Annotated in this window: 16 protein-coding genes; 6 read left to right on the top strand and 10 right to left on the bottom strand. The window is 36.9% G+C overall.

Features of this window, described 5'->3' with window-relative positions:
• Positions 1-24: 24 nt before the first annotated feature.
• Positions 25-912, bottom strand: coding sequence for an alpha/beta hydrolase (locus KW850_RS16700; protein ID WP_218348710.1), 888 nt, complete (start codon positions 910-912; stop codon positions 25-27).
• A gap of 198 nt (positions 913-1,110) precedes the next feature.
• Between KW850_RS16700 and KW850_RS16695 the strand changes: the two genes are divergently transcribed.
• Positions 1,111-1,341 (top strand): hypothetical protein, encoded by a 231-nt coding sequence (locus KW850_RS16695; RefSeq protein WP_218348709.1) that lies wholly within the window; start codon positions 1,111-1,113, stop codon positions 1,339-1,341.
• A 15-nt stretch (positions 1,342-1,356) separates the two neighbouring features.
• On the opposite strand, the gene KW850_RS16690 is transcribed toward KW850_RS16695, so the two are convergent.
• The gene (locus tag KW850_RS16690) at positions 1,357-1,821 is read right to left on the bottom strand and encodes a GNAT family N-acetyltransferase (RefSeq protein WP_218348708.1); all 465 of its coding nucleotides are present in this window, start codon (positions 1,819-1,821) and stop codon (positions 1,357-1,359) included.
• Between the two features lie 179 nt (positions 1,822-2,000).
• Here KW850_RS16690 and KW850_RS16685 point away from each other — a divergent pair, with 179 nt between their 5' ends.
• Entirely contained in the window at positions 2,001-2,135 is a 135-nt protein-coding gene (locus KW850_RS16685) for a BA3454 family stress response protein (RefSeq protein ID WP_218348707.1), read from the top strand.
• Positions 2,136-2,192: 57 nt separating this feature from the next.
• Here KW850_RS16685 and KW850_RS16680 read toward each other — a convergent pair whose 3' ends face one another.
• Both KW850_RS16680 and helD read right to left on the bottom strand, forming a co-directional pair.
• Positions 2,193-2,807, bottom strand: coding sequence for a DUF2238 domain-containing protein (locus KW850_RS16680; RefSeq protein ID WP_256358298.1), 615 nt, complete (start codon positions 2,805-2,807; stop codon positions 2,193-2,195).
• 122 nt (positions 2,808-2,929) lie between these two features.
• Positions 2,930-5,269, bottom strand: coding sequence for an RNA polymerase recycling motor HelD (gene helD / locus KW850_RS16675; protein ID WP_218348706.1), 2,340 nt, complete (start codon positions 5,267-5,269; stop codon positions 2,930-2,932).
• A 449-nt stretch (positions 5,270-5,718) separates the two neighbouring features.
• Between helD and KW850_RS16670 the strand changes: the two genes are divergently transcribed.
• On the top strand, positions 5,719-6,252 hold the full coding sequence (locus KW850_RS16670) for a YceI family protein (protein ID WP_218348705.1): 534 nt from the start codon (positions 5,719-5,721) through the stop codon (positions 6,250-6,252).
• Positions 6,253-6,331: 79 nt separating this feature from the next.
• On the opposite strand, the gene KW850_RS16665 is transcribed toward KW850_RS16670, so the two are convergent.
• From KW850_RS16665 to KW850_RS16645, 5 genes are all read right to left on the bottom strand, one after another.
• Positions 6,332-7,273, bottom strand: coding sequence for an ATP-grasp domain-containing protein (locus KW850_RS16665; protein WP_218348704.1), 942 nt, complete (start codon positions 7,271-7,273; stop codon positions 6,332-6,334).
• Between the two features lie 328 nt (positions 7,274-7,601).
• A complete protein-coding gene (locus KW850_RS16660) occupies positions 7,602-8,090 on the bottom strand; it encodes a L,D-transpeptidase family protein (RefSeq protein WP_218348703.1) in 489 nt (162 codons plus the stop codon).
• Between the two features lie 155 nt (positions 8,091-8,245).
• Positions 8,246-9,748, bottom strand: a complete 1,503-nt coding sequence (locus KW850_RS16655) for an aminotransferase class V-fold PLP-dependent enzyme (RefSeq protein WP_218348702.1) — start codon at positions 9,746-9,748, stop codon at positions 8,246-8,248.
• Between the two features lie 141 nt (positions 9,749-9,889).
• Positions 9,890-10,237 carry a hypothetical protein gene (locus KW850_RS16650; protein WP_218348701.1) on the bottom strand — a complete coding sequence of 116 codons (348 nt, stop codon included), beginning with the start codon at positions 10,235-10,237 and terminating at the stop codon, positions 9,890-9,892.
• A gap of 125 nt (positions 10,238-10,362) precedes the next feature.
• Positions 10,363-11,097, bottom strand: a complete 735-nt coding sequence (locus tag KW850_RS16645) for a polysaccharide deacetylase family protein (protein WP_218348700.1) — start codon at positions 11,095-11,097, stop codon at positions 10,363-10,365.
• 188 nt (positions 11,098-11,285) lie between these two features.
• On the opposite strand from KW850_RS16645, the gene KW850_RS16640 reads away from it, so the two are divergent.
• Positions 11,286-12,074, top strand: a complete 789-nt coding sequence (locus KW850_RS16640; protein ID WP_218348699.1) for a Cof-type HAD-IIB family hydrolase — start codon at positions 11,286-11,288, stop codon at positions 12,072-12,074.
• A gap of 83 nt (positions 12,075-12,157) precedes the next feature.
• Here the strand turns inward: KW850_RS16640 and KW850_RS16635 are convergent, their stop codons facing one another.
• Complete coding sequence (locus tag KW850_RS16635) at positions 12,158-12,994, bottom strand: DMT family transporter (RefSeq protein ID WP_218348698.1); 837 nt, start codon at positions 12,992-12,994, stop codon at positions 12,158-12,160.
• Between the two features lie 245 nt (positions 12,995-13,239).
• On the opposite strand from KW850_RS16635, the gene KW850_RS16630 reads away from it, so the two are divergent.
• Both KW850_RS16630 and KW850_RS16625 read left to right on the top strand, forming a co-directional pair.
• Complete coding sequence (locus KW850_RS16630; RefSeq protein ID WP_218348697.1) at positions 13,240-14,136, top strand: MerR family transcriptional regulator; 897 nt, start codon at positions 13,240-13,242, stop codon at positions 14,134-14,136.
• Between the two features lie 64 nt (positions 14,137-14,200).
• Positions 14,201-14,725 carry a MerR family transcriptional regulator gene (locus KW850_RS16625; RefSeq protein ID WP_218348696.1) on the top strand — a complete coding sequence of 175 codons (525 nt, stop codon included), beginning with the start codon at positions 14,201-14,203 and terminating at the stop codon, positions 14,723-14,725.
• Positions 14,726-14,736: the final 11 nt, after the last annotated feature.

The raw sequence follows: 14,736 nt of genomic DNA, 5'->3' as shown, positions 1-14,736 counted from the left end.
CAAAATTTCCGGTTTGAAAGTGAATTATTTTAGTTCTGTTGTAGATTCCTTTAAAAACATGCCATTTTGTCCAGTGAATTCCTCATCCAGCCATTCGTGACGGTCAAATAAGGCCGTTTCGCAGTTGGAAAATAAATGATTCGTATCATACCAAGTGATATTTTTAGGAGAGCTGGCACCTGTATAAAAAGCAAGGGCCTGCTCCCGACCAATGTATTCGTCATTTTCGGCGAACTGGAAATAGATCGATGCTGGGGAAGCATTTTTCACATAATAACAAGCATCCAATTTTTTAAGACTTGAAATAAAATACTCATATCGCTCAGGAGGTAAAAAGCCGCGAATTAACATGGCAATGGGGTGCTCGCTTGTTAATTGCATCTCTGAAACCTTCCCATAGCCAGATATCAAGATAAACGTTTTAATTCGATTATCAATACCTGAAAGGATGCCGCCCCATGCAGCCCCAATCCCATGACCGACAAAGGCAATCCGGGTTTCATCTACCTCACGTAGTTTACTTAGCAATGTAACTCCCCTTCTAATATCCATAACGGTTTGAATGTATTTTTGAATATCTGCCATTTCTTCAATCGTTTTTGTAAATTCTTTCTTCCCCCGCGATTTTTGTTGACCATTCCCTCTTAGGTATTGGGCTTCAATTAATAGAGTGATATACCCCTTGGTTGCAAGTAATTGTGCTTCATGGAAAAAGGTCTTCCTATTTCCTTGACTTGGGTGCATAAAAATTAGCGCAGGAAAAGTGCCTATTTTATCAGGTACAAAAAGATAGGCAGATACTTCCCCTTTGAAAGGGCTTTCATATTTAATGTCAAAAATATGAAAACCATCTTTGGGAATTGATTTAATCACCTCAAATCCTGAAAGTGTATCTTCCTTAAATTCAAACATTTCGACCGCCCCCGCGAAGATTCTATAACCTTAATTTATTTGAATTTTCTGATTAATAGAACATTTTCATTCGTTATTCTTATCTTCAAACAAAATACCTAAATTTTTTATAAATTTTCAGAATATTAGCAGGAATAACGTTGCTTCTCGTCGAAATAGTAAAAAAATGTTATTTTTGATTAAAGAGGAGTGGTAATTGTGGATAAGGTAACATGTATTTCCTACCTATTATACAAGTCATCTAAGAATCAAGACATTAGAGAAAAAGCAATCCAATTATTAAACGGAGATGTGTCCATTCGAGATCTTAAAAAGAATGTGTCTATTCAGGCCCATGTGGTCATCGCAGAATCCCTGCTGAAAAAAAATCAAATCGACAAAGATCAAATTCAACTCTTTGCCGAACAATTTATGTATTTAGAAGTATAATTTCTAGGTTGGCAGTTATTGTCCGATTTGTTTTTCATAACAAAAAATACCACTTCCATTTTGCATGGTTGTTGAATTATAATAGTTAAATCCTAATGCTTCCCAAAAGCGTTGTGCTCTTAAGTTCTCTTTTAATACACCAATTCTAACGACTTTCTTACCTCGTTTCAGCATCTCTTTTTCGTAGACTGCAAATGCCTGTGCACCGAACCCATATCCTTGATAATCACCATGCAGCAGTAATAGACCTAACCACGGGTAATGGTCCTTCGGATTTTCTAATAAGTAATCAATTAATCCAATATACGTGTCATCAAGCTTAATAAAGGCACTGATTGAAATAGGATTTAAGAATTCTTCTTCCATGTCAGCAATTGTTCTTGCCTCTTTGCCATTTTCAAAAATATTATATTCTGGATTCGAGTTAATCATTTCGAGCGCAATATACAACGTTTCTTTTTTAACCTCTTCAAAATGCATTAAAATCGGTAACCTCCATTTTATCGTTTTTCTAAAATGATTATATCAAAACTGCATATCTTAGTATCGTTTGTCGAACAATTAATGTCATAATTTTTTAAATTGCTAAATACGTTTTAATTATTGTGTAATTTTTGATTACACTATTTACTCAATTGTATAGAAAAGGAGAATTAATTATGGTCCAGGTTGAAGTAACTGTAACATTTGAAGGAAAAAGCTATTTAACGAATGTCATTGCCCATCGGGAAACATCAGAAGATGAAATATTCCAACTTGCATTAGAGCAAGTACAAAAGCAATGGAAGAAATAAATAAACTCAAAAAACAGCAAATCAAGAAAATGCTGTTTTTTTTGAGTTTTTGCGACTTTACGTTACTATTTTTTGGATTTGACGGGAATGAATCGATCGTAAAGTGGAATAAGATATGATACTTCCAATTAAGGCTAACAGCATATCCCATTGGGTATCCCAGACATCTCCCTGCGTACCTAAGAAGGCCTCAGCGGCTTCTCCTGTCAACAAAGCCACAGTAAATTCTACTAATTCATAGATAGCACTTATAGCTAAACACATACACACTACCGAGACTGAAAGCCATTTGGAATGGTGCAATGGTGAAGTTCTAATCAATAATTCACGGATTATAATTGCCGGGATAAATCCTTGAGCAAAGTGGCCTAGTCGGTCATAATAATTGCGATCCAAGTCCCAAATATCTCTAAACCAATTAAACAACGGCATTTGGGCGTATGTATAATGCCCGCCAATAAATAAGATTGAAGCATGAATGAGGACTAATAAATAAACAAGTGTTGTAAATTGAAAGAAACGATAGGTAAATAATAATATTAATACACCTATCAGAGCTGGAATCACTTCAAGCCACCAAGTGAAGCGATCATGCGGATTAATGGCAGACCAAACAAGGACAGTGGAAAATAGTAATAGAAAAACAATGAGATTTCGATGTTCCTTTAGCAATTAGATACCCCATTTCAGTGTTCATTTGTCGATAGCTTGTATAAAATCAGCAAAGAAAATACTCTTATTAAACCTAAAAGAAACTGTATGTTTCGATAACGAGACATACAGTTTCTTGTTCATTAGGTTTCACTTGGTTGTTCGAATGTGTAAGCATCATTTGGAGTTTTCTCCATTAGGGGACTAATCCCTGACGTGGTAATCAGGTGAAGCTCATGCATAGCCCTTGTACAGACTGTATAAAATAATTTTCGTTCGCTTTCTTCCTTGTATTGGGAACAATCGTACAAAATAACCGCGTCGAATTCAATCCCTTTCGCAAGATAGGAAGGAATGACCAGAATACCTTTTTCATAAGAGATCGTTCCTTTTTCAATCAGATGAAGCTGAATCTCGTTCTTGAGTGCTTCAAAGGCCCTTTTGCTTTCATCAGCCGTTCTGCATATGACAGCAATGGTTCGATGTCCTTCTTTTTGAAATTCGTTTATTTTTCTGACAAGTAATTCTGTAATGCCATCATCGTTAACGACAGTAACTACCGGCTTTCTACCCTTACGGTTAAAGGGTTCAATATTTTCACCACCCTCAATCAAGGTACTGGTAAAGTTGACAATTTCCTTGGTTGATCGATAGGTTTTTGTAAGAACAAACGATTCGATCTCATTTCCGGCGAGGCTTTGGTCGGATAAAACAGTTTCCGCACCAGTGGCACCAGAAAATATTGCTTGATTAAAATCACCTAGCAATGTCATTTTGCTATACGGGAATAGTTGCTGAATAAAAGCAAACTGAAAGGGTGAGTAATCCTGTGCTTCATCAATGAAAATATGCCGAATCGCCGTCTTTGACTTACGTCCTTCAATTAAATCCTGCAGGTATACATACGGGGTAGCATCTTCATAGGGAATTTCCATCTGATTTAATTTTTCCACAGTCTGTCTGCAAATTTGCTCCCATTCAACTGGCAGACTTTCATCCATGTATTCTCCTTTTTTAAATAACTGGCCGTAAACACGAGGAGCATCAATAAACCGTAAACTTTTTACTCGTGTAAATAATGGCTTGAACTTCTCTTTTACCACCATTTCTGCCAATAGTTTTTGCTCCCTTTCAAAATCATCAAATGTATTATCGGAAAATTGATTTTTTTCCTGAAGTTTTTTGAATGCCTCCATAAAATCTTCTTTTTCGAGATATTGGATTTCTTCCTCCACCCAACTCCTCGAACGCTCTTGTCTTACTTTTCTCCTTAAATCCCTTAACAACCATTCCTTAACAAGCTTGATCCGGTTAGGTATGGTAATGTTTTCATCCAACGAATAAAAATAATCATGGATCTCCTTTTTAGAAATCAAAACATCTCCTCTGAATTTTAAATCCCTAAAAATCATTCCCTTTTTCGCTAATCCTTTGGCGTAACGTTCGAAGATATTCTTAAAATCAAGACTTGCTTTAAAGCGGATTCCCTCAACTCTTACATGATAATCATTTTCCTCAATCCCACTTAGCAAATACTCCATTTGTGTAAACGGATCTTCCACATTAAATTCCTTCCCTAATCGAGAATTTAAATATTCCTGAAAAGTGGATTGCTGCATATTATCTTCTCCAAGCTCTGGTAAAACCGTTGCTACATAGCTATTAAATAGAGGGTTTGGCGAAAATAACATAATGTTTTCTGAGTTTAAGGTCCCACGATAACGATAGAGCAGGTAGGCAACCCGTTGCAGAGCTGCAGAGGTTTTACCACTTCCTGCAACTCCCTGGACGATCAATATTTTTGAACGTTCATTGCGAATAATTTCATTTTGCTCACGTTGAATTGTGGCAACAATGCTTTTCATTTGAGTACTCGCGTTGTTCCCAAGGACCTCCTGAAGCATTTCATCTCCAATGGTTACCCCTGTATCAAACATCCCTTTAATTTCTGAGGACCTAATAATAAATTGACGCTTTAAGTTCATATCCCCTTCAATCGTTCCTTCGGGGGTATTATATTGAGCTGGTCCTGGTGAGTAATCATAATAAAGGCTCGATATTGGTGCCCGCCAGTCATAAATCAAGAAATTTTCATCATATTCATCCATCAAGGAGGCAATTCCAAGGTATACCTGGTCCGTTGCTGCATCCCCTTCTTCTAAAAAATCGATTCGACCAAAGTACGGCGAATACTTCAACCTAGACAGCGTGTTGAGATGTTTATCCAACTGTTTATGGGTCCGCTCACGTTCAGAGAGCAATTCAACCTGTTGTTTGATGCTTGCTGCCGTTTCTATTACGTCATCCGGTTCATCTAAATTGACGGTTACATCTTCCCAAAATTCTTTTCGAATCTCGAGTACATCAGCACCTACCTTACCAGCATTTGATTTTAATTTATTTATCTTTTTTTCGATTTCATTTACCACTGAAGTGACTCTAATTTGTTCCATTTGCCAGTCTTTGTTCTGTAAATCGCTCATCCAACCACTCTCCAGATAAAGTTTTGGTCAATTGTTGACAATCGAATAAAATTGTGTTAATGTTATAATAGGTAATTTTTAAACAATCACATAAATAATTATTTATGCCAACTGTCATTCTATCATGCTCCCGCTGCATTTTCAAGGAGATTTTTTTACTTTTTATTACACACGCCTTTTGGGCGTTTTTTTATTGTCTAAATGTCCTTGGACAATGTCTCATTTCCTTCTAACACACCTTCATGCTATACAAATAACTCCTCTTTCACTTGTAGAAATTAAATCTGCCAGTCATAAATATTTATATAGATAGTATTGGAAAACGTAAAAAAAATAAATAAAATCTAATTGACAATAGTTTGGCCAACAACATATAATTTATCTTGAATTAAGTTATTTCAGTTTCAAGATAAATAAATTAAAAACAAACATATAGGAGGAGAAATAAAATGGCACAAACAAAATGGACACTTGATACCACACACAGCAGTGTAGATTTTTCTGTTCGTCATATGATGATTGCAAACGTGAAAGGTACATTCAACAAATTCGAGGCAACGATTGAAGCAGATCCAACAGATTTAACAACTGCAAACATTGAATTTCTCGTTGATACAGCAAGTGTAGACACACGTAATCAGGACCGTGACGGACACCTGGTTTCTGCAGATTTCTTTGATGCAGCAAATCATCCATCTATGACATTCCACTCTACAAAAATTGAAAAAACAGATGATGGCGAATACAATGTTACGGGTGATTTAACTCTTCGCGGTGTAACAAAACCAGAAACTTTTGCGGTTACTTTTGAAGGTCAAGGAAAAGATCCATGGGGAAATGAAAAGGTGGGCTTCAGTGCAGAAGGTACGATTAATCGTTCTGAATATGGCCTCGTTTGGAATGCAGCCCTTGAAACTGGCGGCGTCCTTGTTGCTGATAAAGTAAAAATCAACCTTCAAATTCAAGCAGCAAAAGCAGAATAATTAAGGTTGAACACATAAAGTTTCAGGCGTGAATCACTGAGGAATCCACGCCTGAATTTTTTATTGAATACACCTAAAACTAAACAATTAATCGGTCAAGTTCTACTTTCAACAAATTAGCAAGCTCTAGCATTCCAAATTTTCCTGCTTTCACTTCTGCCTCAGAATTATAATTCGTATTCGTATTGATGTCATAAGTATAAATTTCTCCTGCTGTATTTCGGATAAATTCGATTCCAGCCACTTGAATCAGATTTGCAGCCAGTACCCGCTCATACTTTTTAATAATCGGGTCTGAAAAACCAGCAATAATTTCAAACTTTGGTTTCTCACCCTTTTCCTCACCAACGGGACAGAATAAATCACCAATCTGGCAAGCGTCAGCCGGGCATAATTGAAAACCTTCCGCCGTATCTACCTTGACTGCATATACGAATTTCCCACCGATAAATTCACAGCGAGTAATAAAGCTCTCCGGTGCTTGTATGTAATCTTGAATTAATGTAACGCCGTCTACTGGTTCTTCAAAAGCAGGTCCCTCTACATAGGTTTTTAATCCCTCTAAGGATTGAAAAAGCTGAACACCCAACCCTTTCCCTGCTCGGTTGTGTTTTGTAATAAAAGGTTTACCTATAAATTCAACTGCCGCCTCAAGGATTTGCTCCTTCCCTACTGCAGCAATTGTTCGCGGTGTTTGAATCCCAAATTTATTTAGTTCTAAGTATTGAATAATCTTACTAACTTCCAGTTGAAGTGCACGTGTTCCGTTCAAAACTTTTCGACCATGTGCTTCAAGCCAGGCGAGAACTTGTGCAGCAAATTCGGGTGCAAAGCGGTGCCCTCTTGTATGTGAGGAAGCACTCATCCGATTATAAAAAACCCCTTCTGGAGGTTCTTTTGAAAGATCAAGACGTCCACTGTCTAGATGCCATTCCTCATAGGGCACTTTTATTTCGTCTAAACGTTTCGTTAGATGAATAGTCCAGTCGCTATTTTCATGAATGATATATACTTTTTTCAAAAGAAAAGTACCCCCTCTGTATAATGCTTTATATTAAATTATAATTTTAATTCCCCAATTTGTGAAGGTATGGATCAAATAAACGATTTGTTATGTAAAATAAAGGCTGTGTTAAATGTATTTGTGATATTTTAGTCGTGTTGATCGACGTTCCAGGTGAGAGTCTCCTGCGGGAGTACGGGGCTGGGGAGACCCCGCAGGCGCTAAGGGCCGAGGAGGATCCCCGCAACGCCCGCGAACCGCACGCGCCTGGAGCGCAAATCAACATTCACGTATAACACAGCCAAAATAAAAAAAAGGCTGATTCGAGAATCTGCCTTTTTTTCACTTAGGGACGAATAATGACTCGAGTACCATTCGGAACCATTTCAGCGAGCTGCAATACATCCCGATTATACATTCTCACACAGCCATGTGACACGGCTTTTCCAATTGAACTTGGATTGTTAGTGCCGTGAATCCCGTATCCATGTTTGGAAAGGGAAAGCCATAATACACCAAATGGTCCCCCTGGATTATACTGTCGATTAACAATAACGAATTCTCCTGCCGGAGTATTCGTCAGCATCTTCCCTACTGCGATTGGAAAAATTTTCACTAGTCTGCCATTGTTGTATAATGTAAGGCTTCGTTTACCAACAGATATTAGAATTGAATAGGGTATAGTAGAAGGCTCAGGCAGGCCCGGAATTTGAATTTTTTGGCCCACTTGTAAATGCCCGACCCCAGGATTGGCTGCATAGAGGCGTTGGAGGCTAACGCGATAATTAGCAGAGATACTACCCAGCGTCTCACCAGGCTTAACTGTATGAATCATGCAATCCCACCTTTCTCGTGATAGCATATGCCCAATCAAGTTAGTGGGTAACCTAATTAGGATAGGTTCTAAATGTATGCTATTTGCTCGAAATTTCAAGGTCATAATCATATATAAAAAGGCCGCTGTCCGGGAGTTTGCTCTCGACTATGGCATTATTCAAATCTAAATAGTGGAGCCATATCCGCTCTTTTGTGGTTGACATAAAAGTAATCATTGCTTCCCTTATCATATCTATAATCGTTTTTCCATTCATTAATGTTTAAGGTGATTTCACTAATAGCATTAACAAACAACATGATTTCTTCGTTAGTCATAATCGGATGTAAAGAGAACCGCACCCATCCGGGTTTCTTCGACAAGTCCCCCTGGTTAATTTTTTCAGTAATTTGCATTGAGGATTGTTTATCAATATGAAGGAGATAATGTCCGTAGGTCCCTGCACAAGAGCATCCGCCTCTTACTTGAATCCCAAACCGGTCATTAAGCAGGCGGACAATTAAATTGTAATGGATATTCTCAATAAAAAAAGAAACTATACCGAGACGTTCGGTTTTATGATCAGCTAATAAATGAAGTCCTGGAATTTCTACTAATCTAGGTAATAAAATACTTAACTGTTCCTTTTCTCTTTTTAAGATATTGTCTACACCCATTAGATTTTTCAAATTTAAACATAGAGCGGTTCGAATCGCTTGTAGTATTCCCGGTGTCCCTCCATCTTCCCTAAGTTCGATATCGGAATAATATTTGTGCTCACCCCATGGATTCGTCCATGTCACAGTTCCACCCCCTGGATGGTCCGGAACATGATTAGCATATAATCGAGTATCAAATACCAAAACCCCACTAGTTCCTGGTCCCCCTAAAAACTTATGAGGAGAGAAAAAGATAGCATCAAGTTTTTCCAAAGGGTCCTTTGGATGCATATTAATGGTTACGTATGGGGCAGATGCAGCAAAATCCACTAGGCAGATGCCACCATGTTGATGCATAATTTTTGCTAATTGATGATATGGGGTTTGAATTCCTGTAACATTGGAGCATGCTGTAAAAGAACCAATCTTCATTCGCCTGTTCTTATAGCGATGAAGCAACGTGACCAGCTGGTTACAGTCCACACCTCCATCCTCGTCCGGGGGTAAAATAACTACATCCCCCAATGTCTCGAGCCAGGATGTTTGGTTGGAGTGATGTTCCATATGTGTAATAAAAATAACCGGTCGTTCATTTTCGGAAAGCTGCAGACGCGATTTCCAATGTTCATGTACTCGAATTCCTAATAGTCTCTGAAACTTATTCATGACAGAGGTCATCCCAAATCCATCCAAGATCAGGGCATCATGCTTGTCGGCATTTACATGTTCCTTAATAATTTGTTTGGATTGATTATATATTCCCGTCATCATTAAACTGGTTATATTTGATTCTGTATGTGTATTCGCCATAAATGGTCCAAAGACCTCAGAAATCTTCCGTTCGATTGGACGATAAAGACGCCCGCTTGCCGTCCAGTCAGCATAGATGATTTTCTTTTTCCCATAAGGGGATTCAAATTCCTGGTTGATCCCAATTACTTGTGAGCGAAACGGTTGAAAATATTCCTCAAGGTTATCCGGGATTCGATAGTTTTTACTGCCAATTTTAGCGGTGATCATCTGTTTCACACCTCACAATTTTAAATCCTGTTATTAATATATGCAGGACACAATAGCACTGTTTCTTTAACGACATCTAAAAAAAGCAGTCTAATCAATTGATTAGACTGCTTTTTGAGTTATCGGCGGATGAAGTCATTTCTAATAAGTTGTAATTTTCGCTGATTCTTTTCTTGTGACTTCTTCAATCTTTTGAATAAACATTTGGAAAACACGCCTTTTTTCCTCTAGATCTTTTATGTATTCTTTAAGTTGGTTATAGCTTTCTTCAAATGGTTTATGGTACATGTCTCGAATTTTTTCAATGATTTCTTCGTTTACCGTCGATTGAATCACTTGTTTGGTGATCCCATATTTGTATGAATAAACCTTTAATTCCTGTGCTACTTCATCATATTCATTCGCTATCTCAGTTAAGACTAACGAAATATCATCCTTCCACTCGTCTAGTGACTTTTGTAAGTAGGATTTTGCCATTGTTTCTTCCATGTAAACACCCGCCCTAATAGAGTCTAGATTATGTTTTCACTATTATAACGTTGTTTGATTACATAGAGATTGCGGGCAGTTTACAGTGTCTTTTCATTATCTTTTAAAAAGTAATTGTTCTATCTTTAGTCTACCTTCACTGCTTTTTCGAATTCTTGAAGGGTGGTTGAATATTTTATATAAGTTCGAGGTAAATAGTAGAGTTCATTTTTTAGGCCTGTCATAGAAAAGGGACCTGGCGTGGTAGTGAGTCCATATAGATAATATTTTTTCGTTTCTGCCACCACATGTTCATTGGTATTCCCAAAGGGGTAAGCTAGTGCAATAATGGGTTGCCCTGTTATTTGCTGAATTTTTTCTTTCGATTCCTTTAGTTCATATTTTAGATTTTCCTCTTTGGTTAAATCTGGATGTGTCGCGGTATGTGACTGAACCGAGATGAATCCTGAATTTGCTAACATTTTTAAATCCGCTTCCGTTAAGCGATTTGCTCTTCCGATGAAATCAGATATGACAAAAAAGGTACCTGTTGGCCGAAAATTTTCTTTTGAAAGGTTTTGAAAAATTGAAAACGCATTTAGATTATTTTTGTACCCATCATCAAAAGTGATAAAAATGGGCTTTGGGACAGTTTTAATCTCGTGCCAACGCTCGAAAGTTAATAAGGTATAACCATGATCTCTTAAAAAAATCATTTGTTTCTCAAAGTTTTTAGGCGTTACATATAGCTCTTTTGATCCACTACCGTTAAATTCAGCGATGGAGTGATAAATTAAGATAGGAACTTTTTGCTTTGCTGATACAGTGTTGGGAAGTCCTATAAGGAGAAGAGATAGGAATAGCAAGAACATTTTTTTCATAAATTTGCCTCACTTCTTGTATTTTGATAACTATCTCCTCTATTATTCCTCCTTATTTCTCAAATCAACACGATTAAACACCAAAATTGACCGTATTTGTAATTATATTTGCATTCTAATTAATGTGACTTCCTTTCTCAAAAAATGGTAGACTAAAAACAATATTCTTCGGAGAAGGAGCTGCTTTCATGACAACATACAAAGTTTTATTTTTAGATATCGATGGAACTTTAGTGAGACCTGATGATACAATTGAGGATTCCACAAAAGAGGCAATTTCACAGGTCCAGGCAAAAGGCTTGGAGGTTTTCTTAGCAACTGGCAGACCGCTTCATGAGATAGATGAGCTTGCAAAAGAGTTGAATATTCACTCATTTATAGGATATAACGGCGCCTATGCTATTTATAAAGGTGAGGATATATTTCAGAAACCAATGAATAGCTCAACGATTAAGAATTTCTTAGAAATAGCGAAGGAGAACCACCATGAAGTGGTTTTATATACAAATAGTAAAAACGTATTTACCAATATGGAATCAAAGATATCAATTGCATTTATGCACAAATTTCACTTACATAAAAATGAACCCTATTCTCCTTCGGTCAATAGTGCTGTCTTGGGAATGACACTGGTCAATCTAAAAAAAGAGGATCCTGCTCTTTATCAAAATGAAAAAGGAATCCATTTATCCCAAGTAAATGTCGAGGGAATGCGTCACTGCTATGATGTAATTCGAGACAATGTGAACAAAGGGTATGGAGTTCAAGTCGTGTTAGAGCAATTAGGCATCGCTAAAGAACAATCAATTGCCTTTGGCGATGGAATGAACGATAAGGAAATGCTTCAAAATGTTGGGGAAGGCTTCGCGATGGGAAACGGTCATCCAGATCTTTTTCCATACGCAAAACATAGAACATCAGAAGTAACTGATTCTGGTATTTTTAATGGATTAAAAATGCTTGGTCTTGTTAACTAAATTTTGTGCTAATAAAAATAAGTGCAGAGACTTTCCATTTGAAAGGCTCTGCACTTTTTATAATCCAACCCTAATTGTTCTTTTTATAACTTTGTAAAAATGATCCCAAGTAGTGCGGTAATAACACCAATAACTTGATACCTTTTAAGTTTTTCTTTATAGAGCAAAAATCCAGCCAGCACAACGATTAAACAATTTAAACTTACTACTGGAAAAACAATACTTGCTGTTCCAATCTTAAGGGCATAGAAATAGCAACTATAGCCTAAAATGCTAATTAAACCGACAATAGACCCTACATTCACTTCTGATCTTTGCCACTTTTCCTTCGTCAGCATACTACAAATAATTAAATAAACACTTCCGCCACCATACATCGCAATAAGGATATTCAATGAATTGAGATGTAAATAGGAAGTTGCTTTCATTAAAATCCCTAATAAACCAAAAGATAAAATGGCTAGGCCGACACGAATAATCCATGGAAGATAATTTGTCCGGCTGCTTTTTTCCGTTGAATACTGAATAGCCATGGCCGACCCTAGCATAAAGACAATTCCCATCCACTGAATCAGGGTAATATGTTCATGAAAAACAACTGCTGCACACACAATAGGGAATATAGTATTAGTCCCTACTAATGGCGAAGTTAAACTAGCAGGTCCCTTTTCAAAGGCCTTTGACATTTGGATATTGCCGTTTGCATTTAAGATTCCAATCAAAGCTCCTAGCAGGATCGTAATTAAATTTAGTTGGACGGTTTCATGAACAATCGCAAATCCTAGTGTTAATACAAAGGCTACAAGATAAAAGATAAATTGAATATGTACTTTCGAGACTCTCTTTCCCGTACTCCATTTAAAAATGGTATTATTTGCCCCAAAGCAAATCATCGTAATCAAGGCTGCTGCTATCCACATGTTGCTCCTTCGCTCCCTTTATCATTTTCACTTCATATAATATACCTCCCTGGCACTCCTCTCAATTGTTTTTTTGCGAATATTCGCTATAACGGTGTATTTTTGCAAAAATATGTTGTTATTTCATGTATTCCGTCTTGTTTTGATAGCTTTTGTCATGTTGCAGGAAAAATCAGTACTAGATGGTGAATAACTAACACAAGATGAATAATTTCCTAGATAAATAGAAAGGAATGACGTTTTTAATGAAGACCTATACCTTAAAAGAAGCGGCTAAAAAGATAAATAGTAAACCTGGCATTGTCCGTCAGTGGGAAAAAGATTTTGATGATATGCTTGAGATTCCTCGAACAAAACAAGGGGCCAGAATTTATACTGATTTAGAAATCGACATACTAGTAGAAATTAAAGAAATGTATGAGAATAAAGTAAGGAAGGAAGGAATCAGGGAATGGATGCAAAAAAAACTTCACCCTGAAAGTGAAGTGGTGCAAGAAAAAACAGAAGTCTCACTCGAGGTCATGTCGGAACCCCCTCCACCAATTACCATTCAGGATGCAATTGATGGACATCTTACCATACAGGATGCAATTGATGCACATCAGTTTTTCGAGGCAATGGATACGTACAAGCAAAATTTCTTAAGCGAAGTAAAAAATGAAATCCAGAATGTTGTACGAAAAGAAGTATTAGAAGAAGTAAAGAAGGAAATAAACAAAGGAACGTATACAACAGTTAAGTCAATATCTGACTCTATATATAAATCTTCTGCAAACACCCAAGCTGAAATTCAAGATTTATCAAAGACAATAGAAAAAGCATCTGAACTCTCCGCAGACTCTTTACAATACCTATCTAACAATATTGCGAACGTATCAATAGAGACGTCTCAAGAAATATATACACTCTCCAAGCAGTTATCGGAGACATCAGAGGAATTATCCCATTACGTAGATGTTACCAACAACGAGATCTCAAGTCTAACTGAGGCAATGGCCAAAGAACGTGAATTCTTCCTTGAAGAACGAAATCAGTACCGGCATGAAATCACTCAACGCGAAATAGCCTTTCAACAAATGTTAAACAGCTACCGAGATGTCGCAGCAGCAAAAGAAAAAAAATGGTGGAAATTCTGGACTTAAAAAAATTGAAAAAATCGTTACTCGTGGATTTTTGGGTTTATTTAAATCATTGGAGGGATTCGATATGAATACTAGTGAAGTTGCAAAATTATTAGGTGTATCCACCAGTACTATTCAACGCTGGGTCAAGCAACTCGAGTTACCAATGGAAAGAAATGAGCGTGGGCACTATCATTTTAGCAATGAGGATATCGAAGTATTAAAAAAAATCCATGAACAACTGCAAAATGGTACACTTATCCAAGAAATCACACCATTAAAAGAGAAAAAAGTTCCAAGAAAAGGTGCCGTTAAGACTGTAGAAGACAACCAAGAATTAGAAAAATTGAATGAGAAAGTCAGTAAATTAGAAATTGAAGTCCACTCAAAAGCAGATTCCGTTGTTTCTTATCAACTCCTCCAGCATCGCCGTGAAATAGAAGAATTGCAAATTCAAGTAAATGAATTAACTAAGCAGCTTGATCAATTCCAAACGCTACTTAGTAAAGTCAAATTACCTTCTCAAATTGATGATCCGATTGTATTTGACACAAGTAAAGGAAAAAGAAAAAAGAAAAATATCGTAAGTTCGTTATTAGGTTTTTTGTAATAAACTAAGAG

It is taken from the genome of Bacillus sp. sid0103 (genome assembly GCF_019219025.1).
The sequence above is the reverse complement of the archived record's forward strand: the minus strand, read 5'-3'. Positions and strand labels throughout refer to the sequence as shown.